At 40.7% G+C, this 24776-nt stretch carries 30 protein-coding genes; 18 read left to right on the forward strand and 12 right to left on the reverse strand.

The window, feature by feature from the left end:
• Positions 1 to 2 precede the first annotated feature (2 nt).
• Together CZ434_RS01265 and CZ434_RS01270 are read left to right on the forward strand one after the other, a co-directional pair.
• A complete protein-coding gene (locus CZ434_RS01265) occupies positions 3 to 392 on the forward strand; it encodes a c-type cytochrome (RefSeq protein WP_077621420.1) in 390 nt (129 codons plus the stop codon).
• Between the two features lie 119 nt (positions 393 to 511).
• On the forward strand, positions 512 to 2194 hold the full coding sequence (locus tag CZ434_RS01270; protein ID WP_179107142.1) for a peptidoglycan D,D-transpeptidase FtsI family protein: 1683 nt from the start codon (positions 512 to 514) through the stop codon (positions 2192 to 2194).
• Positions 2195 to 2222: 28 nt separating this feature from the next.
• Here CZ434_RS01270 and CZ434_RS01275 read toward each other — a convergent pair whose 3' ends face one another.
• Positions 2223 to 2486, reverse strand: a complete 264-nt coding sequence (locus CZ434_RS01275; protein WP_077621422.1) for a hypothetical protein — start codon at positions 2484 to 2486, stop codon at positions 2223 to 2225.
• A 177-nt stretch (positions 2487 to 2663) separates the two neighbouring features.
• Here CZ434_RS01275 and CZ434_RS01285 point away from each other — a divergent pair, with 177 nt between their 5' ends.
• The 3 genes from CZ434_RS01285 to CZ434_RS01295 all read left to right on the forward strand — a co-directional run bounded on the left by CZ434_RS01285 (position 2664) and on the right by CZ434_RS01295 (position 4405).
• The gene (locus tag CZ434_RS01285) at positions 2664 to 3335 is read left to right on the forward strand and encodes a YrrS family protein (protein WP_077621424.1); all 672 of its coding nucleotides are present in this window, start codon (positions 2664 to 2666) and stop codon (positions 3333 to 3335) included.
• Positions 3336 to 3365: 30 nt separating this feature from the next.
• On the forward strand, positions 3366 to 4058 hold the full coding sequence (mtnN, locus tag CZ434_RS01290) for a 5'-methylthioadenosine/S-adenosylhomocysteine nucleosidase (protein WP_077621425.1): 693 nt from the start codon (positions 3366 to 3368) through the stop codon (positions 4056 to 4058).
• 107 nt (positions 4059 to 4165) lie between these two features.
• Positions 4166 to 4405 (forward strand): YrhC family protein, encoded by a 240-nt coding sequence (locus CZ434_RS01295; RefSeq protein ID WP_077621426.1) that lies wholly within the window; start codon positions 4166 to 4168, stop codon positions 4403 to 4405.
• Positions 4406 to 4737: 332 nt separating this feature from the next.
• Here the strand turns inward: CZ434_RS01295 and sigK are convergent, their stop codons facing one another.
• From sigK to sda, 8 genes are all read right to left on the reverse strand, one after another.
• Positions 4738 to 5439, reverse strand: a complete 702-nt coding sequence (gene sigK / locus CZ434_RS01300; protein WP_077621427.1) for an RNA polymerase sporulation sigma factor SigK — start codon at positions 5437 to 5439, stop codon at positions 4738 to 4740.
• Positions 5440 to 5587: 148 nt separating this feature from the next.
• Entirely contained in the window at positions 5588 to 5974 is a 387-nt protein-coding gene (gene mnhG / locus CZ434_RS01305) for a monovalent cation/H(+) antiporter subunit G (RefSeq protein WP_077621428.1), read from the reverse strand.
• Positions 5955 to 6257 carry a Na(+)/H(+) antiporter subunit F1 gene (locus tag CZ434_RS01310; RefSeq protein ID WP_077621429.1) on the reverse strand — a complete coding sequence of 101 codons (303 nt, stop codon included), beginning with the start codon at positions 6255 to 6257 and terminating at the stop codon, positions 5955 to 5957. The genes mnhG and CZ434_RS01310 overlap by 20 nt, the downstream gene beginning before the upstream one ends.
• Positions 6257 to 6733 (reverse strand): Na+/H+ antiporter subunit E, encoded by a 477-nt coding sequence (locus CZ434_RS01315; RefSeq protein ID WP_077621430.1) that lies wholly within the window; start codon positions 6731 to 6733, stop codon positions 6257 to 6259. Before CZ434_RS01315 ends, CZ434_RS01310 begins: the two co-directional genes overlap by 1 nt.
• 6 nt (positions 6734 to 6739) lie before the next feature.
• Positions 6740 to 8221, reverse strand: coding sequence for a Na+/H+ antiporter subunit D (locus CZ434_RS01320; RefSeq protein WP_077621431.1), 1482 nt, complete (start codon positions 8219 to 8221; stop codon positions 6740 to 6742).
• On the reverse strand, positions 8214 to 8552 hold the full coding sequence (locus CZ434_RS01325; RefSeq protein ID WP_077621432.1) for a Na(+)/H(+) antiporter subunit C: 339 nt from the start codon (positions 8550 to 8552) through the stop codon (positions 8214 to 8216). The genes CZ434_RS01320 and CZ434_RS01325 overlap by 8 nt, the downstream gene beginning before the upstream one ends.
• A 1-nt stretch (position 8553) precedes the next feature.
• Complete coding sequence (locus tag CZ434_RS01330; RefSeq protein ID WP_077621433.1) at positions 8554 to 10890, reverse strand: Na+/H+ antiporter subunit A; 2337 nt, start codon at positions 10888 to 10890, stop codon at positions 8554 to 8556.
• Positions 10891 to 11124: 234 nt separating this feature from the next.
• Positions 11125 to 11265: a sporulation histidine kinase inhibitor Sda gene (gene sda, locus CZ434_RS01335; RefSeq protein WP_077621434.1), complete on the reverse strand. Its 141-nt coding sequence runs from the start codon at positions 11263 to 11265 to the stop codon at positions 11125 to 11127.
• Positions 11266 to 11658: 393 nt separating this feature from the next.
• Here sda and CZ434_RS01340 point away from each other — a divergent pair, with 393 nt between their 5' ends.
• Genes CZ434_RS01340 through CZ434_RS01375 form a run of 8 tightly spaced genes read left to right on the forward strand, consistent with a single transcriptional unit; the run spans position 11659 to position 16732 of the window.
• A complete protein-coding gene (locus CZ434_RS01340) occupies positions 11659 to 12174 on the forward strand; it encodes a YqeG family HAD IIIA-type phosphatase (protein WP_077621435.1) in 516 nt (171 codons plus the stop codon).
• A 5-nt stretch (positions 12175 to 12179) separates the two neighbouring features.
• Complete coding sequence (gene yqeH, locus CZ434_RS01345; protein WP_077621436.1) at positions 12180 to 13280, forward strand: ribosome biogenesis GTPase YqeH; 1101 nt, start codon at positions 12180 to 12182, stop codon at positions 13278 to 13280.
• Between the two features lie 10 nt (positions 13281 to 13290).
• A complete protein-coding gene (gene aroE, locus CZ434_RS01350) occupies positions 13291 to 14145 on the forward strand; it encodes a shikimate dehydrogenase (protein ID WP_077621437.1) in 855 nt (284 codons plus the stop codon).
• The gene (gene yhbY, locus CZ434_RS01355) at positions 14132 to 14422 is read left to right on the forward strand and encodes a ribosome assembly RNA-binding protein YhbY (protein ID WP_077621438.1); all 291 of its coding nucleotides are present in this window, start codon (positions 14132 to 14134) and stop codon (positions 14420 to 14422) included. Before aroE ends, yhbY begins: the two co-directional genes overlap by 14 nt.
• 43 nt (positions 14423 to 14465) lie before the next feature.
• Positions 14466 to 15035 (forward strand): nicotinate-nucleotide adenylyltransferase, encoded by a 570-nt coding sequence (locus CZ434_RS01360; RefSeq protein ID WP_077621439.1) that lies wholly within the window; start codon positions 14466 to 14468, stop codon positions 15033 to 15035.
• Positions 15022 to 15621: a bis(5'-nucleosyl)-tetraphosphatase (symmetrical) YqeK gene (gene yqeK, locus CZ434_RS01365; RefSeq protein WP_077621440.1), complete on the forward strand. Its 600-nt coding sequence runs from the start codon at positions 15022 to 15024 to the stop codon at positions 15619 to 15621. The genes CZ434_RS01360 and yqeK overlap by 14 nt, the downstream gene beginning before the upstream one ends.
• Positions 15614 to 15961, forward strand: a complete 348-nt coding sequence (gene rsfS / locus CZ434_RS01370; protein ID WP_077621441.1) for a ribosome silencing factor — start codon at positions 15614 to 15616, stop codon at positions 15959 to 15961. Before yqeK ends, rsfS begins: the two co-directional genes overlap by 8 nt.
• A gap of 12 nt (positions 15962 to 15973) precedes the next feature.
• Positions 15974 to 16732, forward strand: a complete 759-nt coding sequence (locus tag CZ434_RS01375) for a class I SAM-dependent DNA methyltransferase (RefSeq protein WP_077621442.1) — start codon at positions 15974 to 15976, stop codon at positions 16730 to 16732.
• A gap of 65 nt (positions 16733 to 16797) precedes the next feature.
• Here the strand turns inward: CZ434_RS01375 and comER are convergent, their stop codons facing one another.
• Positions 16798 to 17622, reverse strand: coding sequence for a late competence protein ComER (gene comER / locus CZ434_RS01380; RefSeq protein ID WP_077621443.1), 825 nt, complete (start codon positions 17620 to 17622; stop codon positions 16798 to 16800).
• A 77-nt stretch (positions 17623 to 17699) separates the two neighbouring features.
• Here comER and CZ434_RS01385 point away from each other — a divergent pair, with 77 nt between their 5' ends.
• The 3 genes from CZ434_RS01385 (at position 17700) to CZ434_RS01395 (ending at position 21512) form a co-directional block, all read left to right on the forward strand.
• The gene (locus CZ434_RS01385) at positions 17700 to 18305 is read left to right on the forward strand and encodes a helix-hairpin-helix domain-containing protein (protein ID WP_245830908.1); all 606 of its coding nucleotides are present in this window, start codon (positions 17700 to 17702) and stop codon (positions 18303 to 18305) included.
• A 64-nt stretch (positions 18306 to 18369) separates the two neighbouring features.
• On the forward strand, positions 18370 to 18930 hold the full coding sequence (locus CZ434_RS01390; protein ID WP_077621445.1) for a ComE operon protein 2: 561 nt from the start codon (positions 18370 to 18372) through the stop codon (positions 18928 to 18930).
• Between the two features lie 290 nt (positions 18931 to 19220).
• Positions 19221 to 21512, forward strand: coding sequence for a DNA internalization-related competence protein ComEC/Rec2 (locus tag CZ434_RS01395; protein ID WP_077621446.1), 2292 nt, complete (start codon positions 19221 to 19223; stop codon positions 21510 to 21512).
• An 82-nt stretch (positions 21513 to 21594) separates the two neighbouring features.
• Here CZ434_RS01395 and CZ434_RS01400 read toward each other — a convergent pair whose 3' ends face one another.
• The gene (locus tag CZ434_RS01400; protein WP_077621447.1) at positions 21595 to 21729 is read right to left on the reverse strand and encodes a YqzM family protein; all 135 of its coding nucleotides are present in this window, start codon (positions 21727 to 21729) and stop codon (positions 21595 to 21597) included.
• Positions 21730 to 22054: 325 nt separating this feature from the next.
• On the opposite strand from CZ434_RS01400, the gene holA reads away from it, so the two are divergent.
• Positions 22055 to 23089 carry a DNA polymerase III subunit delta gene (holA, locus tag CZ434_RS01405; RefSeq protein ID WP_077625028.1) on the forward strand — a complete coding sequence of 345 codons (1035 nt, stop codon included), beginning with the start codon at positions 22055 to 22057 and terminating at the stop codon, positions 23087 to 23089.
• A gap of 107 nt (positions 23090 to 23196) precedes the next feature.
• Here holA and rpsT read toward each other — a convergent pair whose 3' ends face one another.
• On the reverse strand, positions 23197 to 23463 hold the full coding sequence (gene rpsT / locus CZ434_RS01410) for a 30S ribosomal protein S20 (protein WP_077621448.1): 267 nt from the start codon (positions 23461 to 23463) through the stop codon (positions 23197 to 23199).
• A gap of 209 nt (positions 23464 to 23672) precedes the next feature.
• Here rpsT and gpr point away from each other — a divergent pair, with 209 nt between their 5' ends.
• The gene (gene gpr / locus CZ434_RS01415; RefSeq protein ID WP_077621449.1) at positions 23673 to 24770 is read left to right on the forward strand and encodes a GPR endopeptidase; all 1098 of its coding nucleotides are present in this window, start codon (positions 23673 to 23675) and stop codon (positions 24768 to 24770) included.
• Positions 24771 to 24776 lie beyond the last annotated feature (6 nt).

A 24776-nucleotide genomic window follows, 5' to 3' on the forward strand; every position in this document is an offset into this window, starting at 1 on the left:
TGATGAAAAGCAGAAATTTTCTATTCATGATTTCTTTGCTTTCCTTGGCATTCATTTTAGTAGCATGCGGAGGCGGCGGAGACGAAAGTTCCGATGAAGGTTCAGGCGGAAGTGATTCCGGCAGTGAAACCGAAACTGCTGAGTCTGGTGATCCAGCTAATGGAGAGGCTGTATTCGAGAACAATTGCTTATCTTGTCATGGTGAGCAAGGTGCAGGTGCCAGTGGTCCAAATCTTCAGGAGTCTGATGTAGCTTCTGATCATGGCCAAGTGGCAGATAAGGTCGAAAACGGTGGTAATGGAATGCCGGCGTTTGGTGATCAATTATCAGAGCAAGAAATAGCTGACGTTTCTGCCTATATTACAGAAGAAATTGCTCCTATGGGCAATTAGAATAACAGGAAGGCACCTCATTAAGGAGGTGCCTTTTTCCGTTATAAATGAATTATCTTAACCTATGCTCATGTTTATTCCCTGTATTTTTGTAGATAATGGAAATTGGGGTGAAAGACATGAACAAATCAAGAGTGATTTTATTAGTGATAGTATTCATTATGCTTTTTAGCGGTATTACATACAGGATTGCCGATATTCAATTATTTTCAAGTGAGGACTTTGGGAAGGAAAAAGTTAATCTATTGAAAGAAAGTGTCATCCAGCGTACAGACCGTATGGTTGTTTCTGATGGAAGGGGGATCTTTATAGACAAAGATGGACAACTTATCGGTAAATCGATTGTCAATGATGTCGTCCTTTTTCCATTTTTAGAGAAGCAAGACTTACCGGAACAGATAACTGATATGTTTTCGATTTCAGAAGATAAATGGGAGACCTTCCAGGAACATGGAGAGCCGGTGTACCTGAGTTCACTCATAGATGAGGAGATAGACCAGAAGACAACTCTTTCGATTAGTGGTCTACAAGTACCGGGTTTTATTCCAATCGAAAGAGAAAAGAAAGAATCGAAAAGCTCTCTTCAACATTTAATCGGCATCACCCGTGAGAGTGATGGAAATAATCAGGAAGAAACGGCTCTTTCAGGATTGGAGAAGGCATTTGACCCATTCCTTTCTGAAAATAAAGAGAGGGCGATTCAATACCATGTAGATGCTCTTGGTAATCCTTTGATGGGATTGAATGTAAGATACCACGGAAATGAGGATGGTTTCTATCCATTGAAGCTGCAAACAACAATCGACAAGAAGGTTCAAAACTTGGCTGAAGATGCAGCAAGTGATCATGGCCTTTCACAAGGTGGCATAGTCGTAATAGACGTAAAGACAAGAGAAGTAGCAGCCATGATTTCGAAACCGGAAATCAACCAAGAAGACCCATATTATAACGATTCGATAAAAAACCAAAATCTCATTGCCCATTTTCCAGGATCGATATTTAAGTTAGTAACCGCTGCAGCCGTGCTTGAAAGGGCCCCTTCTCTAACAAGGCAGGAATTTGATTGCAGTAAAAATTTATACAATGACGGTCCAAGTGAAAGGGATTTAGGAGTATTGAATTTCAATGAAAGTTTTTCCCAAAGCTGCAATCTGACTTTCGCCATGATAGCGGAACAGCTACTGAGCAAAAATCCCTCCATTTTAGAGCAATATGCCGAAAAGTTAGGGCTTGTTGGTCCAGTAGGCTGGAAGGGGAGGGTGTTTCAATATGACGATTTTCGACAGTTTCCGGAAGAAGAATCAGGCACAGTTTGGGGGAATAACGAGGATAAATCTGTCTCTAAAGCAATTGCCCAGACAGCTATAGGGCAGAAAGAAGTAAAAATCACTCCGCTTGCAGTAGCCAATATGATGGCAACTATCGCTAATAACGGAATAAAAAGAGAAGTTAGGGCAGTTTCGCATATTTTATATCAAAATGGAACATCTATGTATTCTTTTGAAGAACAAAACTTGGGTGGCCAAAAAATCAAGCCGGAAACAGCCCTGCAATTGAGAAGTTTATTGGCTGACGTAGTAGAGAACGGTACTGGCAGCCAATTGGGCGGGTTAAATGTAGCAGGCAAATCTGGGACAGCAGAAACGGGAAGGGATGGATTAGTACATCATTGGTTTGCCGGCTATTTTCCGGCGGATAAACCCAAGTATGCTATGGTGGTCGTAAATCTGGATCATAGTAATCCCGCTCCCATCACATTCGGCATATACAAACAGATTGTCAAGAATATCGGACAGGGGTGAATATTCTCGCTTATCCACCCCCTGAAAATCAAGAATAATTGATCAGTTTTTGTTCGGTTAACCGCTTTGTCTGTTGGATATATGGGTAACTTGGCAGCAGTACCTTGTTTATAAAGGTTTCTTTTTCTGCACTTATCAAGAATTGAAAGATTGCTAATTCATCCACTTCGGAGAAGTCCAGTCTTGTACCATCAAAGAAATAAATGGTTAACTGGCTTGCTTTTTTGTTGTAACTGATGTCGCTAAACGTATTTATCTGCCATAGTTGTGAATCAAATCTTGTCACCTTCAAGCGAATCATCTCCTTTTAATGGCTTGTTGGCTATTATATTTGATATATATGCAGGAACTCCTTCTAATATGTCAAAACTAGTAAAACTTCGACAAATAAATGTAATATTTTCTGCTGTTGGTAACCAGCAATTCTCGTAGTATAATATAAAAATAGCCCATAAAAGGAGGAACACAGATGTCGGAAGAAAATCACTCTCCTACTAGAATCAATCGATTTGATAAGAAGAGGAAAAGTACCAAATTGATTTCTTTTCTTTTATTTGCCGGAGGGATTCTCCTGGTAGTTTTAATCGGCTCCTTTATATTTGGAAATGAAGATGGAAACAACTCTGCTGAAGAAGCGAGTGTAAACCAATCAGAAAAGCAGAATACTGATTCCTCAGACGATGACCAGAAAAACGAAGGTCAAAACGAAACTTCAGAAGACGATAACAATGATGAAGGCCAAGTGTCAGAGGATGAGACACAGGAAGAAGATCAGCAAGAGGAATCCCTTGAACGTCAACAAGTAGAGGGGTCTGATGATAATGTTGCCGAAGCTTATACAGCAGATTGGCAGCCAGTAGGAACATCGCAAGAAGGGACCCATGAAATTACATGGGATGAAAATTCCAAGGATTGGGCGGAAATGATGCAGGCAGTGGAGGTTGCTACTGGTCTGCCTGAAGAAAATAGAATCGATTGGTGGGTTTCCCGTGCGGGTAATCAAGAAGTGATCGCAACAGTGTCAGACAAAGCAGAGACAGAAACTTATCGCGTCTATGTCCGCTGGATAGAGGAGCAGGGATGGAAGCCGACCAAAGTGGAAGTTTTAAAGGAAAACGACCAAAAGTATCGTTTTGAATAATGATTTTACGAACTATTGGAGGATAATGGAATGACTATTGGAATAATTGGAGCAATGGATGAAGAAGTAGAACTATTGAAAAACAGTATGAACATCGAATTAGAAGAAGAAGTTGCAGGTTGTCAGTTTGTCAAAGGATCTCTTGGAAATAAAGCGGTTGTCTTGTTGAAATCCGGGATAGGTAAAGTAAATGCTGCTATGGCGACTACGATCCTTCATGAAAGATACCAGCCGGACCAAGTAATAAACACTGGTTCTGCCGGAGGCTTTGCCGAAGATCTTAATGTTGGCGATTTGATTATTTCCTCAGAAGTTACTCACCATGATGTAGATGTCACCGCCTTCGATTATGAATATGGCCAGGTTCCGGGAATGCCGGCAGCATATAAAGCAGACGACACACTAGTAGAAACGGCAATGTCGGCCACTGAATCAATAAAAACTATCCTAGCGAAAAAAGGTTTAATAGCGACAGGCGATTCTTTCATGTCCGATAAAGAAAGAGTTGATTTTGTAAGAGAAAAGTTTCCAGACATGCTTGCAGCAGAAATGGAGGCTGCAGCGATAGCACAAGTTTGTCATCAATACGGTGTTCCTTTCGTTGTCATCAGGGCATTGTCGGATATAGCAGGGAAAGAATCATCTGTTTCATTCGACACTTTCCTGGAGCAGGCAGCCGGAAATGCCGCCAATTTGATCATTAAAATGGTTGAAAAAATGTAAAGCATTGAACGGTTTAACTCGTCATTACCAACTTTTACACCTTGTCATTCAATCATTTTATGTTATGATTCGAATAGAATGCTTGTTTGATAGAAGGGGGTAAGAGAATGGACAAGACAACCAAAGATTTGGAGCATAGAGTAGAAGATTACAGCCGTTTTCTTGTCACATTGCTGATTCTGGGCACTTTTTTTTATTTTGGAATGGTCATCAGTTACTTTTTAGAGCCGAATGGAAAAGGGAGCATCATGGCCTGGTTGACTCTTTCTACTCTTACCTGCGCTGGAATTATTGCAGGTTTACTGCGTAAATGGCAGATACAAAGAAATCAATCGATTGATGAATAGATGAAAACCGGCTTGTCAAATAGATGATTTATTTGACAAGCCGGTTTTTTTATCTTCAAAGGCTCCTAGTATTTATAAAAGTAGTATCCTCCTCCAAGTAGAAGCAACAATACCAACCCGACTACCAGCAGACCAAACCCTATTCCTTTTCCGGATGACGGGTAATAGCCTGGGGGAGGATAGGGGGCATAGGGAGGGTAATATGGTTGGTAATAAGACATAACTACACCTTCCTTTTACGTTTGAATGACTTATTAATTAACATATGCAACCTGCTGTTTGTGGTGTAGGTGGCTGTCATGCTTTTTCAATAAGTCAATTTTTCCATAACATTATTGTTTCTCTTTTCTATAGTATTCATGGAAAATTTTCATTAATGCCCGTTTTTCAATACGGGAAACATAGCTTCTGGAAATCTTAAGCTTCTTGGCTATTTCCCGTTGAGTTAAATCCTTCTCATTGTTCAAGCCATATCGGTAAATGATTACTTCCTTTTCCCTGCCATCCAATATGTCTAAATACTTTCTTATTTTCTCCACTTCCATATTCAACTGGATGTATTCAATGATGTCTTCGTTCTCAGCTTCCAGAATATCAATAAGACTTATTTCATTTCCTTCTTTGTCCTGACCGATAGGATCATGGAGAGAAACATCCTTTTTCGTCTTTTTCAAAGCTCGTAAGTGCATAAGTATTTCGTTTTCTATACATCTCGCTGCATAGGTTGCCAGCTTTGTTCCTTTGCCGATAGAGAAGCTTTCAATTCCTTTGATCAACCCGATGGTACCGATAGAAATTAAATCCTCCGTGTCTTCACCAGTGTTTTCGAATTTTTTGACGATATGGGCAACAAGGCGTAGGTTGTGTTCGATCAACATATCTCTGGCATGAGAATCTCCTTCCTGCATTTTTTGGATATACTTTGCCTCGTCATCCGGGGAAAGTGGTTGAGGAAAAGCGTGGTTTTTTACATAGGAAACAAAAAACAGAGCCTCTCTGATTAGCAGTGCCAGCGCACTTAGAATACTAGACAAACACATGCACCTCCTAAAGATGTGGGCTGTTGCCTATATAAACACTTTATGAGCGGAAATGGGAATTGTGCCTGTCCTTGCTTAGAAACTTAGCTTATTGCATGCAAAAACCCTTATCCGCATGGATAAGGGTTGGTGTGATGAATTACTATTCCCGATGATATTCCTGGTTTTCCTTCAGACGTACCGCTTCCGCATAATCATCTCTTACATTTTTGCCCCAAAGTTTTACGCCACTACGATGGGCTGCTCTTCCGATCATATGTCCGGATACCGGAACAGTCATCATAGCGAAAACAGCACCCAATACCAGCTTTCCGCTTATAATTCCATGTTCTACATACAGAAATAGAAAGGCTCCGATCATTATGCCCGTAATCCCAAGTGTTGCTGCTTTCGTGGCTGCATGCAACCGTGTATATACATCGGGAAAACGGAGAATTCCGACCGAGGTGGAAAAAATGAAAAAGGTGCCTACGAGCAAACATATTGAAATAATAATATCAACTGCTATATCAATCCATGTCCCTGTCAATAATAACACCCTTTTCTAAAAATTTTGCAATAGCAATCGTACCAATGAATAACAGGCCTCCAATCAAGAGAACGACGTCATTTAAATTCGTCGTCACCAACAAAATCGCTGCCAGACCTGTCAATGCCATCAAATTAATTCCAATCGCATCAAGGGCTACTGCTCTATCAGGATTAGTTGGTCCTTTGATGGCTCTAATCAACAGCAGTATCAATGAAATAGAGTTTACTATGACACAAAAAGTTGTCACTAATTCGGTGAATTGGTGTACCGAATCAACCATTATCTAGTCACCTCCATGATTGCCTTCTCGAAAGAATCTTTAATCTCGGCAATCGATTTAGCTGTGTCTTCTATATGCATTGCATGAATATAAATATATCCATTATCATCAGATACCGCTACGGAAAGAGTACCGGGTGTCAGCGAGATAAGGTTTGCCAGCATTGTGATTTCCCAATTGGTCTTCAACTCGGTCGGAAGAGCAAATATTCCAGGTTCAATATCAAGGTTGGGTTTGTAAACTAGCTTGACTATTTCCAAGTTGGAAAGAACAAGCTCTTTGAAAAATAAGATGATGAGCTTGAACACTTTGACGACCCTGTGCATATAAAAGGCATCCGGGATGAACCGTCTGAATACAAGCAACAATAAAATCCCGATAATGTAACCTGAGAAGAATGCAGGGAAAGTGTAGCTTTCACTTAAGAACATCCACATAATAGCTATGAGTATGTTTAACAAAATTTGAAATGGCATATAAGTTTACTCCTTCAAAACAGAATCTATATATATGTCAGGGTTCATCAAATCATTCGTAATATCTTCTACGACAGGATAGAACAACTCTGCCCCTATACCAAGCAGCACAGAAAAGAACATGAGGAATGCTATAGGTATAGTAAAATGATTTGCCGCCTTTTTGTCGACTTTTATGGACTCATCTTTTTGTCCCCAAAAACCTCTGAGGAAAATCTTCATCACTGAATAAAGAATCAATAGACTAGCAAGCAATCCGATAATCACAATGGTGATTTCTTCCGCTTCCATACCACCTTGCAGGATCAGCAGCTTACCGATGAACCCGCTGAAGGGCGGTATGCCCGCAAGGACAAATGCCGAAATGAACAATAACCAGCCCAGGAGAGGATATTGATTGATCAGACCGCTCATTTTTCTTAAGTCTGAAGTTCCGGCTAAATAAGTGACTGCTCCGACCAGTAAAAACAGGGCCGCCTTTATAATCATATCATTGACTAGGTAGTAAATCGCCCCGCTTATCGCCGTTTCATTGAAAATGCCCACTCCCATAATCATAAATCCGATTGCCGGTATAATATTATAGGCCACGATAAGCTTGATATTATTGGTGGATAAAGCCCCGATCGTTCCGAATACTAGCGTGAAACCTGCTATCCAGATGAACATTTCATGTGTGATCGATGTCTCGTGTATGAAAATCAGGGTGAAAACCCGGATTATCGAATATACGCCAACTTTTGTCAACAACGCACCGAACAAGGCAGATACGACCGGATTCGGGACAATGTAAGGCTTAGGAAGCCAATAATAGAGGGGGAAAAGGGCAGCTTTTGTGCCGAAAACAAAGAATAATAGTATCCCGATTGTTGTAAGTATTCCCCTCTGGTCAACCTCCTGCACTCTTTGAGCGATTTGTGCCATATTGACTGTTCCAACTACTGAATACAAAAAAGAGATAGTTGTTACAAACAAAATGGAAGAAAAAAGATTGACAAGTACATATTTTATCGACTCACGGAGTTGGACTTTCTCGCCCCCCAATACGATCAAAGCATAAGAAGCCATCAATAACACTTCGAAAAACACGAACAAGTTGAACAAATCACCAGTCAAGAACGCACCGGATACTCCTGTTATCAACAAGAAATAAAAGGTGTAGAAATAGAAACTTTCCTGCTTCGCGCTGAGCGACTTCGGCGCATAAAATACACAAGCCAAACCAATGATGTTGGTGGTAAGGACTAATGTTATTGCAAACAAATCCGCTACCAACACTATGCCATAGGGCGCCTGCCAGCCACCTGTTTCCAATATTATGGTTCCGTTTTGATACACTTGATAGAACACAGCAGCCACTACAGCGGTATTTCCTAAAGTGAAAATTTTTGCCAAGTTTCGCACCAATATTGTTTTTTTATGAACAAACGCCAACAGTATCCCGGCCAGCAGCGGAATTACTATCGGCAATACAGCCAAATTACTCATCATGGTTACCCCTTAAATTTTCCATATTATCTGTATCATTTTCTTGTGCAGCTCTGTAAGTCAGCACTAACAATAAACTAGTCAGCCCAAAGCTGATTACAATAGAAGTTAGAATCAATGCTTGTGGCAGAGGATCTGTGTATTCGCTGATATCGTAATCCAGAATCGGCGGAGCTCCTTCTTTCAACTTCCCCATGGTCAAGATGAACAAGTGGGCGCCGTGAGAAAGAAGGGCAGTACCTACCACAATTCTCAGAAGTTGTTTTTGCAGCAGATTATACAATCCGGCTGCAAACAAAACCCCTGCGACAATCGACATAATTATTTCCATATTACCTTTCCTCCTTGTTGCGGCGCAGTTTGATCATTGTATAGATGCTCAGTGCAGCTATCCCTAATACGCAAATTTCGAACAGGGTATCCAAACCACGCATATCTACCAATATGACATTGACCACATTGTCCCCGCCGCCTAGATCATGGGAGGTTTCAATAAAGTATCCGGAAATGGTTTCAAACCATTTACTGCTATGGGCAGCAATCCCTACGAGCGTCATCATGCCGCCGAATGCAAAGGAAATAATCAGATTTGTTATTTTCACCCGTTTACTTTCCTTAATAGGACGCAGCTTCGGCAGGTGATAGAAACAAAGCAGGAATAATGCAACTGTAATTGTCTCTACCACTAATTGGGTCAAGGCAAGGTCCGGTGCCCGATAGAAAACAAATAACAAGGCGAGCCCATATCCTGCGATTCCCAATAACAAGATGACCCCTATATTGTTTTTCGGGAAGATTGTACCAAACGCAGCTACAATCATCATTGCCGCCACCAGTATTTCTGCCGCCGTTATTTCAGCAAGGTCATCTGTGCTGAAAGAAAACCCGTCGGTACCGAGCATAACTGTAAGGGTCACAATGAAGATTGTGGATATGATCAAAGCCATGTATCTACGAAGAGAACCATTCATGTACCCCTTGGTAAAGCTGGAAGAATATCTATCCAATCCAGCTACCAAATTGTCATACACCTTGTTGAAACTTAGCGCTCCAGGAATCGATTTATAGATTCCCGTCCATTTGTCCCTGAAGACATATAACAACGTTCCAAGTGCTAGAACGGTCAGAGACATTAAGAATGCAGGAGAATCCCATCCGTGCCAGTAATGGACGTGTTCATGAACCTCATGGCCGCTCACCGCAAGTGCAGCGTGGGCTAGGAAATTTTCATTCAGCAAATTAGGGAATATTCCGATGATGATTACCCCTGCAATCAAAATTGCGGGTGCAACCAACATCCCCAATGGCGCCTCGTGTGGTTTAGATGGCAGCTCGTCAAGATTCTTTTTGCCGGTAAAAGTACCGAATAACAGGTACATGGAATATACAAATGTAAAAATACTGCCGAAAACGGCCAAATAAGGTACTGCTTGTACGAGAAATTCGGCAAGCCATAGATTGCCGGAATCCAAATGAAGGGAATTCTCGAAAAACAATTCTTTACTATAGAAACCATTAAGGAATGGTAAGGGTACTCCAGCCATCGAGAATGTGCCGAATAGGGCGAGAGTTGCGGAAATTGGCATAAGCGTCATCAATCCGCCGAGCTTCCGGATGTCCCTTGTACCAGTCTCATGATCGATGATACCGGCAATCATGAACAGGCTGCCCTTGAAGGTAGCATGGTTCAGGATGTGGAAAACGGCAGCAAAAACGGCAGCTTCTGTACCGAAGCCAAGCATCGCCATGATCATGCCGAGTTGGCTGATAGTGGAAAATGCCAATATCCCTTTTAAATCAGTTTGTCTTACAGCCATATAGGAAGCCCAGCATAATGTAATAATTCCTATCCCGCTTACAACAATGAAAAACCATTCATATGCATTGAATATAGGTGAAAACCTTGCAATCAAAAATATTCCTGCTTTTACCATGGTAGCAGAGTGCAAGTAAGCACTAACCGGTGTAGGGGCTTCCATGGCATCAGGCAGCCAGATATGAAATGGAAATTGGGCTGATTTTGTGAATGCACCTAACAGCACGAGAACCAAAATCAAAGGCAAATATGGGCTGTCCAAGATAACATCCGACTGCGCAATCATTTCTTGGATGCTTGTGGTGCCGGTGATCAATTGCAACAGAATGAAACCGCCAAGCAAGCTCAAGCCGCCAAAAACAGTGATTAGCATTGATTTCATCGCACCGTATCTGGATCCTTCCCGATAGTTCCAGTAACCGATCAACAGGAAGGAAGATATGGAAGTCAGCTCCCAGAAAGAATACAGTACATAAATGTTATCCGACAAAACAACACCAAGCATAGCAGTCATGAACATTAACAAGTAAATGTAGAAATGCGCCAGTTTCTCCGATTTATGTAAGTAGTAGATAGAATAAAGAGTGACCAGCGTTCCGATGCCGCTGATTAACAAAACGAATAGCAGACTAAGACCATCGAGGTAAAAGTCAAAAGAAATATCAATGGAAGGTATCCATGGATAACTGGCAGATACGGGTGAAAAGTCTTCGCTTATATAGCGGACGAAGTAGATGAATATTCCCAGGGGGATCAATAATACGAATATCCCGGTATGGAACTTTTGCTTGAATTTACTCACAAATGGGATTAAGAGAGTAATAAAAAGTGGTAATAAAACAGCTATTAGCATTTATTGTTGCTCCTCCTTTTAAAATAAGTACACAATGAGGGCTCAGAGGTATTTTATCTCTTACATTGTAATCAGATTAGAGATTATTATTCAACTAAATACCCTTGTATATAGATTGGTTTTCTCTCACCACCCCATAGTATATCCTCGATAATAGTTTAACGAAAATAAAAAAACTCTTGCCATATAAAATATGACAAGAGTTCGACAATTTTTTCATTAATCAATTATTCTTTAGCTAGTGTACCTGATTTCATGTGTCAAGGATCTTCTCTGTATTTCTTTTTCAATCAAATGGATGAATTCATAACTCAACTTCAGCTCATTTGCTTTGTGGTAGGATTCAATTAGCAGTTCGTCTGATAAGTGTTCCATATAGCAGCCCTCCTGTATGGGAAGTACCAATTTCAATACGTGGTTTGCTGTAAGTCCTCTGAAGTTATTAATTACTTTATCATGAAACCTTGGGACGGACAAGAGTGCAAGTTATCTACAGGCGGTTGTATATAACTTGTTAGTAATCCGTGGATAATAAATGAGAAAGCTGCTCTAATAAGAATAGAATTGTGAGTAAAGTTATCCACAAAGATGAATGGTGGAATAATTTGTCGAAAGTTTTATGGATTTTTTTTCGGTAAGGAAATATTTTATTCTATTTTTAAATATTTATTCATCAATTTTGTACATTTTTTTGAAAGTCAGTGGTAAATTGTTTATCATGAGTAAGGTATGTCAAGAACGGTTATACATAAAATGAGGTGAACTAGCTTGTTAAAAAGATTTTTACCGAATGAACATGTCCGCGACGTATTCGAAATCCGCCCTGAAGACTTGAAAAAAAGAGGAATCAAAGGCATAATAACTGATTTGGATAATACTCTTGTCGCATGGAATGTAAAGGACGCCACTCCCGAAATAATAGAGTGGTTCAAGATGATGGAAGAGCATGATATTAAAGTAACGATCATCTCTAATAATAAGGAAGAACGAGTAAAGTTATTCTCGGAGCCTCTAGAAACCCCTTTTGTTTTTAGTGCAAGAAAACCATTGGGCAGGGCTTTCAAAAAAGCAGCAAAACAAATGAACCTGAAAAAAGAGGAAATTGTAGTGGTAGGCGACCAAATACTGACCGATGTGTTAGGAGGGAACAATGCCGGATTTTATACTGTCCTTGTTGTACCCATTGTCCGTACCGATGGAAAGATCACCCGTATAAACAGGCAGATAGAGCGGAGGATCCTAAGCTGGATGAGGAAAAAAGGAATGATTACTTGGGAGGAATAAACGAAATGGAAGAGATAATATGTCAGGGCTGCGGAGCGGCAATCCAAACGGAAGAACCGGATTCGCCCGGATTCGCCCCTGAATCGGCATTGAATAAAGAGGTAATTGTTTGCAAACGGTGTTTCCGTTTGAAACACTATAATGAAGTACAGGATGTTTCGCTGACAGATGATGATTTTTTGAAAATGGTAAGTGAAATTGGAAATACCGACAGCCTTGTGGTGAAAATCGTCGACATTTTCGACTTTAATGGCAGTTTCATACACGGCCTGCAAAGATTGACAGGTAACAACCCTATCCTCTTGGTCGGTAATAAAGTAGATCTACTGCCTAAGTCCACCAACTTAAATAAATTGAAACAATGGATGAAGAAATCGGCAAAAGATTTAGGATTGCAAGTCAAAGATGTTTACTTGATATCAGCTGAAAAGAGTATAGGACTCGAGGATCTTCAATATGCGATGGAGGATTCAAGGCAAGGTAAAGATGTGTATGTGGTTGGAAGCACAAATGTTGGAAAGTCGACATTGATCAATAAATTAATCAATCAATCCACTGGTGTGGGCGATGCAATCACCACTTCTTATTTTCCAGGTACTACTTTGGGATTCATCGATATACCACTTGATGAAAAAAGTTCTCTATATGATACTCCCGGAGTTATCAATCGAACACAAATGGCCCATTATGTATCCGAAGCAGATTTAAAGATAATTACCCCGAAAAAAGAGATAAAACCAAGGGTGTATCAATTAAACGAAGCTCAAACCCTTTTCTTCGGAGGACTGGCCAGGTTTGATTTTGAGAAAGGAATAAGACAGGCGTTCGTCTGTTATTTTTCAAACCAATTGAATATCCACCGGACTAAGCTGGAAAATGCTGATGAGCTATATGAACGGCATTTAGGTGAAATGCTGTCTCCACCGGATGCAGACACGGTGGAACAGCTGCCGCCTTTGGAAAAGAAAACAATAAAGATAAAAGAAGCAAAAACGGATATCGTGTTTCCTGGACTGGGCTGGGTGACGGTTCCCGAGGCAAATACTACGATCACGGTACACAGCCCAAAAGGGGTAGAAGTATCGGTCAGAAATTCCTTGATATAGGAGGTAAGCAATGAGTTATAAATTAGGATTAATCGGATATCCTGCAAAGCATTCTTTATCTCCTTGGATACATCATCAGTTTTTACAGCAGACAGGGCTTGACGGGGGATATGAAATTTATGAAACACCGCCCCCGGAATTGGGAGACAGAATACAAGAGTTCAAACAAACAGGCATGAATGGATTCAATATTACAGTCCCTTTTAAACAACAAGTAATTCCCTACCTGGACGAAGTGGATACAGACGCCCGTCTAATCGGTGCGGTGAACACAGTTGTCAGCCAAAATTGCCGCTTGAAAGGATATAATACGGATGGCATCGGTTATGTGGAAGCGCTCAGGCAAGCTTACCCAGACTTGTTTACGGGCGACAAAAATGTCCTTCTGTTAGGTGCTGGCGGAGCAGCACGGGGAATATACAGGGCGCTAGTGACAGAAGGGTTTCCTACTGTCGATATAGCTAACAGGACTACAGAAAAAGCCGAAGCATTATTAGAATTGAAAGAACCAGATACAAAAACAAGGATTATTAATTATGACCAAGCGGAGCGGATTTTAGGTGATTATGATGTCATCGTCCACACGACTTCCATCGGAATGACACCAGAGGTGAATAAACAAATCCTCTCATTAAATCGATTGAAGCCACATACAGTGGTTAGTGATATTGTTTATAATCCTCTGACCACCCAACTGCTTGCTTCAGCTGAGGTAAAAAACGCCAGAATCCATCGTGGACATGCTATGTTGTTGTACCAGGCACTTCATGCCTTCCGAATTTGGACTGGCAAAACAACGTCTGGCGGGCAAATACTTAAACAACTAGAACAAAGATTGCGAGGAAATAAACATGTTAACAGGTAAACAAAAACGCTATTTAAGAGCACAAGCGCATCATTTGGATCCGATTTTCCAAGTAGGGAAAACAGGTGTTAATGAAAATATGATCATTCAGGTGGGGGAAGCCTTGGAAAAAAGAGAATTGATCAAAGTCAGTGTTCTTCAAAATTGTATGGAAGACAAAGGTGAAGTGGCTGAAAACTTGGCTTCAGGTGCCGAAGCTGAAGTTGTCCAGATCATCGGGAATACCATTGTTTTGTACAAGGAATCAGATGAAAATAAGCAAATACAATTACCATGATGACTTAAGAATTTTCAACTTCAACTCAGAAAAGGAGTCTGTTATGAAAAAAATCGGTTTATTGGGCGGAACCTTTGACCCACCGCATTTAGGGCATTTGCTTATTGCGGAAGAGGTCTACGCCACCCTGGGGTTGGATGAAATCTGGTTCATCCCTTCCTATGAACCTCCTCATAAGCAAAAATCTGGGACAAGAGCTGAACATCGGGTGGAGATGGTTGAAGCTGCGATAAAGGACAATCCCAATTTCTCGATCAATACAGTCGAAATCGAGAGAAGAGGAAAGTCCTATACGATCGACACGGTAAAGACATTAAAAACAAGGTATCCCGCCTATTCTTTTTATTTTATAATCGGCGGGGACATGGTGGAATATCTACCTAAGTGGCACCGTATCGAAGAACTTGCAGACCTTGTCCAATTTGTTGGTGTCAAAAGAGAAGATTACCAGTTCCAAACCCAATTTCCAGTATTGGAAGTATCTATTCCCAGAGTAGATGTTTCCTCTACAATGATCCGAGAGAGGATTGCCGGCGGCCGGTCGGTCAGGTACTTGATTCCAGATGAAGTATTTTATGTCATAAAGGAGTATCACTTGTATGAAACGGAATGAAGCACTTGCATTAGTGGAGCCGCATTTAAGACGGGAACGATTCGAGCACACAATCAGAGTTACAGATACCGCTTTGGAATTGGCAAAGCCGTATGAGGGTAAATTAGATACAGAAGCCATCGAATTGGCGGGCATTTTCCACGATTATGCCAAGTACCGCAACCTCCATGAAATGAAGAGGTGGATTATATCGAACCCTTTGCCGAAGGACTTACTCGATTATCACCATGAATTGTGGCATGGCCCTGTAGGTGCTTTGCTAGTGGAACGGGAGATAGGGATACACCAGCAAGATGTATTAAGTGCAATCCGTTGGCATACAACGGGAAAAGCGAAGATGTCCCTCACGGACAAACTGATATTTTTATCTGATTATATCGAACCGGGAAGAAAGTTTTCCGGGGTGGAAGAAGTAAGGGAAGCCGCAGCAAAAAGCATAGATGTTGCTTGTTGGATGGCTTCCAGGAACACGATTAATTTTTTAATGAACAGAAATCAAAAGATTTATCCTGATACCTTTCATGCATATAATGATTTATCAAATGAAAAGGATGTTATAAAATGGAGGGAAAATATTAATGGATAGCAAAGAGTTGGCACAATTGGCTGCAAAAGCATGTGATGATAAAAGAGGACAGGACATTGTTCTTTTAGATATGAAAAATGTTTCCCTGATCGCAGATTACTTTTTGATTTGTGAAGGGAGTAATGAACGGCAGGTTCAAGCGATTGCCAGGGAAATCAAAGAGCAAGCCGAGGAAAACAATTTAGTGGTAAAAAGGCTGGAAGGTTTTGACCAGGCAAGATGGATTCTTGTCGACCTCGAAGATGTAGTCTGCCACATTTTCCATAAAGAAGAACGCAGTTATTACAACCTGGAACGCTTATGGGGCGATGCGCCGCTTATTGAACTGGGTATCAACTAAAGGAGTGTAAAGATGTCATATGCGAAGATGGCGCAGGTTTACGACCTGCTTATGGAAGATGCGCCTTATGAGCAGTGGAAACAGTTTGCAGAGGCCATGTTCGCCAAGCAAGGTTCTCCTGTTGAATCAGTAGTGGATTTGGGATGTGGTACAGGCCAAATAACCAGGCGGCTTGCCCGTGAAGGTTACAGAATGATCGGTATTGATAACTCCGGTGAAATGCTGACCCAGGCACAGGCAGAAACGAGCGCTGAAGGCTTGCGCATCGACTGGCTTCAAATGGATGTAAGAGACTTGCAGGGATTTTCACCGAAAGACGCTGCTATTAGCTTTTGCGACGTTATCAACTATATAACAGACACGGAAGATTTGAAAAAAGTTTTCCGCAATGTAAACCATCTTTTGAAAAAGGGTGGTTTATTCCTGTTCGACGTTCACTCTATGGACCATTTTGAGAGAGATTTAAAAGGGCAGACATTTGCTGAAATATACGATGACATATCATATGTGTGGATGTGTGAACCTGGCGAAGCGCCAGGAGATCTATACCATGACTTGACTTTTTTTGTTCAGGATGAAAAACAAAAATACGAAAGATTCGATGAAAGGCACCACCAGCGGACTCATTACGTTGATCTGTACAAAAAGTTTCTTGAGGCTGAAGGCTTTCAAATTGAAGGAATCTATGGAGACTTCTCCACCGCCATTTCACCGTGTCCTGATGAAGAAGAAAGAGTCTTCTTTTCATGTAAAAAAATCGAGGAAAAATAATTCCTCGATTTTTTCAAAAAAGAAAGGATTTTCATTTTTTTCGGCGAAATTAATTAATCATAGAATTAACTGTCGTAAATCTGGCAGCTTATTTTCTTCTTCTCCTCCCTGTACTTATCGTGTGTTTTCAGGACTAAATGGTAGAACATTTCCCCGACGTCCTCTTCGATCACCTTTATCCCTTCTCCTGTTATACCACCCTTTACACAAACTTTCCCGATCAGTTCCTCCAAAGTGAAATGCCCGTCTTCCATCAATTTTCCATAACCAATAAACATCTTTTCGATCAACTTGCTTGCTGTTTCTTTGCTTATTTTTGTTTCCAAGCAGGCAGCCTCAATATATTTTTGGGCAAGGAAACTGAAAAATGCCGGCCCGCAGGAAACGAAATCAGATGCAATCCTGGTTATATCTTCGTCTATGACTTCCGGGTTAGAAAACAATCTTGAAGATTGAAGCAAGTAACCTTTCATCTCCTTGTTTATTCTTGAGCCGAATGTAAACAATGTGATTCCAGCCAGGGCACGATTGGTTATGCTTGGAATCATACGGGCAACCTGGCAAGGAACCAGTGATTCCAGCCTTTTAACAGAATAGGGACTTGTAATCGATATAAGACATTGTTCCGGTTTCAGAACAGGATACAATTCTGTCAACAGGGGAAAAATTTGACCTGGTTTTACGCAAATGAATAAAATATCTACTTGTGACGCTACAGCTGCCGGTGTTTCACAAACATGAATCCCTTTATATTCTTCTTGAAGGGATATCGCTTTATCTATTGTCCTGTTTGTCACGAATAATTCGTCCTCGCTTATCACTCGAGAGGACATCCAAGCATGGATGAGTATGCTACCCATATTTCCTGTCCCGATAACTCCCCATTTCATGTAATCACTCCCTGCGCGTTTTACCATTACCATCCTATGTGAAAAGAACCCCGCTTATGAGAAAGGATGCCATTTCATTGGAGATATTGAGAAAATATTGGTTGATATTGTGCATAGTTGGTTCAATTGGAGTATTTTGGATTTTTTCAAATGGATTTAATAATTCCCGTCCAGAAGAACAGCCGAAGGAACAACAAATTCTAGAAATGAATTCGCGGATAGAAGAAGATAAAGAAGATACAGGCGAGACTGAGGCAGTGAAATGGATTGTGGATATAAAAGGGGAAGTAAGGAAACCTGGGGTGTATGAGGCAGATGCGGACAACCGGGTAGGTGATCTCATTGAGATGGCAGGCGGATTCACAGAAGATGCCGATGAGGATTTCGTCAATCTTGCTGTTAAAATACATGACGAAATGATGATTCATGTACCGAAAAAAGGGGACGAAGACAAGCTTATCACTGAATGGTCAAAGGAAGAATCAGAATCACCATTAAGGATCAATTTAGCATCAGAAGAAGAACTGACCGCTTTGTCGGGCATTGGACCATCAAAAGCGGCGGCTATCATTACCTACAGGGAAGAAAATGGACCTTTCAATGAGGTGAAGGATTTATTGAATGTTACCGGGATAGGAGAGAAGACTTTGGAAAAAATCGAGGAAGAAATTCTTGTACCATAGGATATTGACGTAAATATCGACCAGGGTTACACTTAATTAAAAATTGATTAGGATGGTTATTGTAATGGAAAGAATTTCTTGGAACCAATATTTCATGGCACAAAGCCATTTATTAGCATTACGAAGTACATGTACAAGGCTGATGGTTGGGGCGACAATCGTCCGGGACAAACGTATCATTGCAGGGGGCTATAATGGGAGTGTGACCGGCAATGTTCATTGTATAGACGAAGGTTGCTATGTGATTGATGGACATTGTGTCAGGACGGTCCATGCAGAAATCAACGCATTGCTTCAGTGTGCCAAGTTCGGAGTGGCGACAGAGGGAGCAGAAATCTATGTAACTCATTTTCCCTGCCTTCAATGTTGCAAATCAATCATACAGGGCGGCATAAAAAAAGTATATTTTGCTGCTGATTATAAGAACCATCCATATGCTATTGAATTATTTCAAGATGCTGGAGTTGTCGTAGAGAAGGTCAAGTTGGAACAAGTTTCTGTCGAACTCCATATGCAAGAGAAAAAAGACTATGTCGACAAGCTTTTGGACAAGCTGGAAACCTCTGTAGAAGATACTTCCGAAATAGCCGCAATCAAACAAGAAGCACAAAGACTATTTACATAAGTGTGCTTTTTGGATGCGATACCACCCCAAAAGAAAAATAAATTGGTTCAGACTGTTTCATACCAGATGAGTACCAGCCTATCGCTGTGGAAAAACGTTATTTTTCCGCAGCGTCGCTTTATCTACTATAAGAATCTTTGGTAAGCAAACTATTTCTTTCCAAAAAAACAAATATATTTGAGTCCTTACTACCCGTGAAATTCTTTTCCTCCGCTCTCAATCACTATCTTTTTATGGAATCTTTTCAAACAGCCCACATTAAACCACATTAAACGACTGGGGGGGTAGTAGTGAAAGGTTACTGGCATATTGCAGCTGTTTCCATCCTGGCAGCATATTTAGCTTCTTTATTCAGCCGCCTGATCATTATTTGTTTCATAAGCTGGCTCGTACTATTGGTTTTTAAGGGCCGTATTAAGAAATCTTCATGCCTATTTCTTGTTTTCCTCACTGTTATTTCCGCATTGTGGTTTCACCTTCCGCCTTCGTTTTCTGTTAATTCAATTTCTCTTCCTCTGCAGAAGGAAATATTTCTCCAAGGTAAAGTGATCTCAGACATCACGGAATCCCCTTCAAAAATAGAGTTTATGGTGCTGGATCAAAAATCCAATCATAAAATATTGGTCTCCTTCTTTAAAGATAATGAACACTTATACGCTTCCGATAACAATAGCATACATTTTGGCGCTGTCTGTTCAATTGTGAGTGAAGTGAACTTGCCACAAAAGGCAACCAATCCAGGTCAGTTCGATTACAAAAGATTTTTAAACGGGAAGGAAATATTCTACCAGGCGGCTGTAAAATCTTTAAACGATGTTCAGTGCCTAGAGAATAAAGTTTTGGAACCCTTCACAAGTATGAGAAGCAAACTGATCAATCGGAATTACAGCCATCTTAGTGTTTTTACAGCAAGTTGGGTTAATGCATTGATTTTTGGGGATGATTCTTGGCTTGATGATGAAACGGTTGAGTTGTTTCAAAATTGGGGTCTTTCCCACCTTCTTGCTATTTCCGGTCTTCATGTAGGACTGCTCAGCGGGATATGTTACTTTTTGCTTGTAAAACTCGGAATACTATCAAAAGAGAGAGCCCAATCTTTAATGATTTTGGGCTTGCCTGCTTATGCATTGCTTGCAGGAGGCGCCCCGTCAGTGTGGCGGTCGACACTAATGGCAGTATTGTTCCTGGTTTTTTTAAAATGGAATAAACGGCTCAGTTTGACTGATTGTCTAAGCATCGTTTTTATTTGTTTGATCATAATCGATAGCAGTTTTTTTAATCAACTGGGTTTTCAGTTTTCTTATTTAGTCACATTCGCTCTTCTTTTGAGTAAGGAATTGTTCAGGGAAGAGGAAGCAAAAATTTTCCTCGTTTTAAAAATAAGTCTTTTATCCCAACTTATTGTCCTACCCTTACAATTGGATAGTTTTTATTTTTTTAATCCATTGTCAATCTTGGTGAACGTTATTGCCGTCCCTTACTTTACGTGTTTTGTGATTCCTTTTATGCTCTTTATTTCTGTTCTCACACTTTTCGTCCCGCAGGCTGTTGGATTATTTGATTTGATTTATCGTAATATTCATACGGTATTCCTTGAAGGGATGCATATCATCCAGGAGGCTTTATTTTTCCCGTGGGTCCTCGGAGAATTCCCTGCATCCTTAATTATTCCATTTTATCTATCTGTCATCTGCTTTATGTTGAACTTGCAAAAGGCTGCTCTTTTAAGGGCATTCTCATTCGGAGTTTTACTTTCCACTCTGTTATTTGCTGTGTCAATTAAGCCCTATTTTGACCCTGAAGGCAAAGTGACGATGCTGGATGTAGGCCAGGGAGACAGTATTGTTATCGAACTGCCGTACCGAAAAGGGGTCATCATTGTTGATGCGGCTGGAGAATTAAGCTATGATTTCCAAACTGTATCAAGTAGAGTATTCAGACAGAGCATCAAACCTTATTTATTTTCCAGGGGTATTAGCAAAATCGATACGGTCATCCTAAGCCATGCCGATATAGACCATACTGGTAGTCTCCCTTTTGTGGTAAATGATTTCTCTGTAGATAATGTCGTCGTAAGCCCGTTTTATAACGACTTTCGAACTTTGAACAGGCTTATGCTTGATCACCGTATTCAACTGATAACGGGAAAGGAAGGAGATGTTATATCTGTCGGAGGGCAACGGTTCTTCATTCTTGCTCCTGCAAAAGAAGGAGCGGAGAGTAACGGAAACTCTTTGGTCTTATATACTGTTTTGGGAAATGAAAAATGGCTGTTCACCGGTGATATAGGGAGTGAAGGGGAGAGGATGCTGTTGCAGGAATATCCTGACTTGGAGGTGGATGTTCTGAAGGTCGCTCATCATGGCAGCAATACATCTTCTGGTGAAGCGTTTTTATCTGATGTCAAACCGGAGGTTGCTCTTATTTCTGTTGGAAGAAACAACCGTTACGGACATCCTTCTGACGAAGTCGTCCAACGTTTAGAAAAATCGGGCTCGTCTATTTTTCGAACAGATAGGGATGGTGCCGTCCAGTACATTTTTGGCACTGAGCATGGAACATTTTTTCCCTTCCTGCCATAGGATGAACATGAGGAAAGGTTGTTGTTAAGTCCTGGAACGAAAAAAGAGACTGTTTCAACAGTCTCTTCCTCTGAATCAATACTTAAGATCCAATCACTTTCACAAATACACCAATGAAGAAAATGATGAAAAAGAAAAGGAATGAGAAAATAAATCCTTTACCTGAGTCGATCACATCATTATTTTTGGATTGCACTTCTCTTTCGAATTCGTTCACCTTAACCCCTCCTATATCAACTTTTAGTATAAGACAAAATATATAAAAAATCCATATTCAAGTAAAAATTACTGTTCAAAACGTACTTACCTTTGTTAGCAAGACTTAACAACCATATAAACCGATTAATTGGCAAATCTATAGGTAACACCAAAACACCGCCTGGACAGCTGTTCCCGGGACAGACGTCCAAGCGTTAATATAGATTGCTTTCCCTGAGGAGAATTCAGCTACGGCTGTATTCTCCCCCTTCTTCATCAAGTTCGTCTTGCAACCAATTCATTTTCGTTTTACGATTGGTTTATCGAAGGATGGAGTGAACATGATGAGTTATTTTGAAACAATCAAGGATATAAGAAAAAAGAAATTTTCTCCTGTCTACTTATTTTATGGTACGGAGTCCTATCTGATACAGGATTTAAAGCAGCAACTGGTTGCAAAGTCTTTGAATAAAGAAGATATGGATACCAGTGTCCTGACTTATGACCTCGAGGAAACCTCTATTCAGGAAGTCATCGAAGATGCGGAGACATATCCATTTCTTAGTGAGCGAAAAGTGATATTTGCCTACAATCCCGTATTTTTAAAAGCAAAGCCAGATAAAGTACCTGTTGAACACAATGTCGATGTTTTGCAATCCTATCTATTACAGCCTGCAGAACACACTTTGCTCGTCTTTGTTGCCCCGTATGAAAAACTAGACGAGAGGAAAAAGATAACAAAGCTGTTCAAAAAGCATGCCGCTTATGTAGCTTGCCAGCCTGTAAAAGAATGGGACATACCACAATGGATTAAAAACCTGGCAGATGAATCAGGAATATCCGTGGATGAAAGGGCATTTGACTTGATTGGGGAGGAAATAGGAAGCAATTTATTAATATTAAAGCAAGAGATCGATAAAATGGCCCTTTTTGTGGGTGAAGGCGGGATTGTCACTAAGGAAATCGCCGATAAGTTGGTTTCCCATAATTCCAATACTTCAGGGTTGAAGCTTGTTGATGCTGTTATAGAGAAAGATCTAAACAAAGCCATACATATCTTTAAGGATCTGCAGAAGTCGAATGAAGAACCAATTGCGCTGATCGCCCTTTTGGCTTCTCAATTCAGAACTATCTTCCATGTCAAATTAATGGCGAAAAAAGGCTATTCTCAAAATCAGATGGCGCAACAATTAAAAGTACACCCATATGTTGTCAAAATGTCACAGAAAAGGGAACGGAGCTTTCACATCGATGAGCTGAAGAAAATCATGGATATTTGCACAGAGACAGATTCGAGTATTAAACAGGGGAAAACGGATAAAATACTTGCTTTTGAATTATTGCTCTATCAATTAATTCACATCAAAAAAGCGGTCTGAAAAAAAGACAAGCCCATCTTGCGGCTTGTCTTTTTGATGTGACCAAAACAAATAGATAATAAAAAACGACCCCATATATAAGGATCGTTAGTGGTGGTCATTTTTGTTTAAGCGCTAAGTTCGTTGACCTTCTTAGCAAGACGGGATTTTTGGCGGTTGCCTTTGTTGCGTTGGATAATCCCTTTTTGAACAGCTTTATCAATTTTCTTAGTAGCTGTTTGAAGAGCTGCTTTTGCATTTTCAACATCGTTATTGTTAACAAAGTTTTCAACTTGTTTGATCTGTGTGCGCATGTCCGTTCTGTAAGACTGGTTGTTAGCACGGTGGTCGCTGTTTGTGCGGACACGTTTGATTGCAGATTTAATATTAGCCATTTTTTCACCTCCAAAAAAACTTCAATTAATTCTCGATTGGAACAAAAGCCATTGTACCAAAGCGAGGGCTTGTTTTCAATAGGTATCTGCATATGAGAAGAAAAAATAAATCTAGTCTGTTAGTCCGTTATGCAAATAGGTGATGATAAATTAGTATTTTTTTTCAACGTTGAGGCAAGGCTATTTATAAAAAAGGGAGGCCGAGCGGTATGGAAAATGAGGCAGACAAATACCAAGTGCGGACGGACCTGGCTGTAGAAGCGAAAGACATGTATGTGGAAAAGGAACGTACCGAAGAAAACAAAATTAAAGGTGTAACAGTAAAAGAGCGGCACGAGGGAGATGTCAAAGTCACATATGTGCAGATTGACGAGACAGGTGCTGAATCACTTGATAAGAAAGCCGGGAATTATATAACGATTCACTCCGAGGCAGTAAAAAAACAGGATACGAAAAGTCAGACAGAAACAGCAAAAGTATTGGCAAAAGAGATGAAAGAAATAATCAAACAAAATAATCTTCAGGAAGACGCTGTCTGTCTTGTCGTGGGGTTGGGAAATTGGAATGTAACACCTGATGCGCTGGGGCCGATGGCGATCGAAAAAGTGATGGTCACCAGCCACTTGTTCAAACTGCAGCCGCATCATGTGGCAGAAGGATATCGTCCTGTATCTGCGATGACGCCTGGTGTGATGGGCGTAACAGGGATCGAAACGAGCGATATCATATTTGGTGTCATCGAAAAAACTCAACCTGATTTTGTTATAGCAATCGATGCACTTGCATCGAGATCTGTTGAACGGGTAAATGCCACGATCCAGATATCTGACAGTGGGATTCACCCAGGATCTGGTGTTGGCAATAAAAGGAAAGAGTTGAGCAAAGCGACTCTGGGGATACCGGTAATAGCAATCGGAGTTCCGACTGTGGTCGATGCCGTAACAATAACGAGTGATACGATCGATTTCATGTTGAAACATTTTGGCAGGGAATGGCGGGAAAAAGATGAGCCTTCTAAAGCCTTGACTCCTGCCGGCTTGAATTTCGGGACTCGAAAGTTGACGGATGAAGATCTACCTTCAGAAGAACAGCGAAAAGCAGTCCTTGGAATGGTTGGAGAACTTTCCGATGAAGAAAAAAGGGCGTTGATAAAAGAAGTTTTGACCCCGCTTGGACATAACTTAATGGTTACTCCTAAAGAAGTCGATGGCTATATGGAAGATATGGCACATCTCGTTGCTGCTGGTTTGAATGCTGCCTTGCATTCTACGATTGAGGTTGAAGAGTCTGGCTCCTATACAAGATAAGTCGCA

It is taken from the genome of Sediminibacillus massiliensis (assembly GCF_900156915.1).
GTDB lineage: Bacteria > Bacillota > Bacilli > Bacillales > Amphibacillaceae > Sediminibacillus_A > Sediminibacillus_A massiliensis.

What these genes read in the sequence shown, in the direction of transcription:
- CZ434_RS01265 (WP_077621420.1), top strand. Translation starts at nt 3, where the DNA reads ATGAAAAGCAGAAATTTTCTATTCATGATTTCTTTGCTTTCCTTGGCA.
- CZ434_RS01270 (WP_179107142.1), top strand. Translation starts at nt 512, where the DNA reads ATGAACAAATCAAGAGTGATTTTATTAGTGATAGTATTCATTATGCTT.
- CZ434_RS01285 (WP_077621424.1), top strand. Translation starts at nt 2,664, where the DNA reads ATGTCGGAAGAAAATCACTCTCCTACTAGAATCAATCGATTTGATAAG.
- mtnN (WP_077621425.1), top strand. Translation starts at nt 3,366, where the DNA reads ATGACTATTGGAATAATTGGAGCAATGGATGAAGAAGTAGAACTATTG.
- CZ434_RS01295 (WP_077621426.1), top strand. Translation starts at nt 4,166, where the DNA reads ATGGACAAGACAACCAAAGATTTGGAGCATAGAGTAGAAGATTACAGC.
- CZ434_RS01310 (WP_077621429.1), bottom strand. Translation starts at nt 6,257, where the DNA reads ATGGTTGATTCGGTACACCAATTCACCGAATTAGTGACAACTTTTTGT.
- CZ434_RS01315 (WP_077621430.1), bottom strand. Translation starts at nt 6,733, where the DNA reads ATGCCATTTCAAATTTTGTTAAACATACTCATAGCTATTATGTGGATG.
- CZ434_RS01320 (WP_077621431.1), bottom strand. Translation starts at nt 8,221, where the DNA reads ATGAGTAATTTGGCTGTATTGCCGATAGTAATTCCGCTGCTGGCCGGG.
- CZ434_RS01325 (WP_077621432.1), bottom strand. Translation starts at nt 8,552, where the DNA reads ATGGAAATAATTATGTCGATTGTCGCAGGGGTTTTGTTTGCAGCCGGA.
- CZ434_RS01330 (WP_077621433.1), bottom strand. Translation starts at nt 10,890, where the DNA reads ATGCTAATAGCTGTTTTATTACCACTTTTTATTACTCTCTTAATCCCA.
- sda (WP_077621434.1), bottom strand. Translation starts at nt 11,265, where the DNA reads ATGGAACACTTATCAGACGAACTGCTAATTGAATCCTACCACAAAGCA.
- yqeH (WP_077621436.1), top strand. Translation starts at nt 12,180, where the DNA reads ATGGAAGAGATAATATGTCAGGGCTGCGGAGCGGCAATCCAAACGGAA.
- aroE (WP_077621437.1), top strand. Translation starts at nt 13,291, where the DNA reads ATGAGTTATAAATTAGGATTAATCGGATATCCTGCAAAGCATTCTTTA.
- yhbY (WP_077621438.1), top strand. Translation starts at nt 14,132, where the DNA reads ATGTTAACAGGTAAACAAAAACGCTATTTAAGAGCACAAGCGCATCAT.
- CZ434_RS01360 (WP_077621439.1), top strand. Translation starts at nt 14,466, where the DNA reads ATGAAAAAAATCGGTTTATTGGGCGGAACCTTTGACCCACCGCATTTA.
- yqeK (WP_077621440.1), top strand. Translation starts at nt 15,022, where the DNA reads ATGAAACGGAATGAAGCACTTGCATTAGTGGAGCCGCATTTAAGACGG.
- rsfS (WP_077621441.1), top strand. Translation starts at nt 15,614, where the DNA reads ATGGATAGCAAAGAGTTGGCACAATTGGCTGCAAAAGCATGTGATGAT.
- CZ434_RS01375 (WP_077621442.1), top strand. Translation starts at nt 15,974, where the DNA reads ATGTCATATGCGAAGATGGCGCAGGTTTACGACCTGCTTATGGAAGAT.
- comER (WP_077621443.1), bottom strand. Translation starts at nt 17,622, where the DNA reads ATGAAATGGGGAGTTATCGGGACAGGAAATATGGGTAGCATACTCATC.
- CZ434_RS01390 (WP_077621445.1), top strand. Translation starts at nt 18,370, where the DNA reads ATGGAAAGAATTTCTTGGAACCAATATTTCATGGCACAAAGCCATTTA.
- holA (WP_077625028.1), top strand. Translation starts at nt 22,055, where the DNA reads ATGAGTTATTTTGAAACAATCAAGGATATAAGAAAAAAGAAATTTTCT.
- rpsT (WP_077621448.1), bottom strand. Translation starts at nt 23,463, where the DNA reads ATGGCTAATATTAAATCTGCAATCAAACGTGTCCGCACAAACAGCGAC.
- gpr (WP_077621449.1), top strand. Translation starts at nt 23,673, where the DNA reads ATGGAAAATGAGGCAGACAAATACCAAGTGCGGACGGACCTGGCTGTA.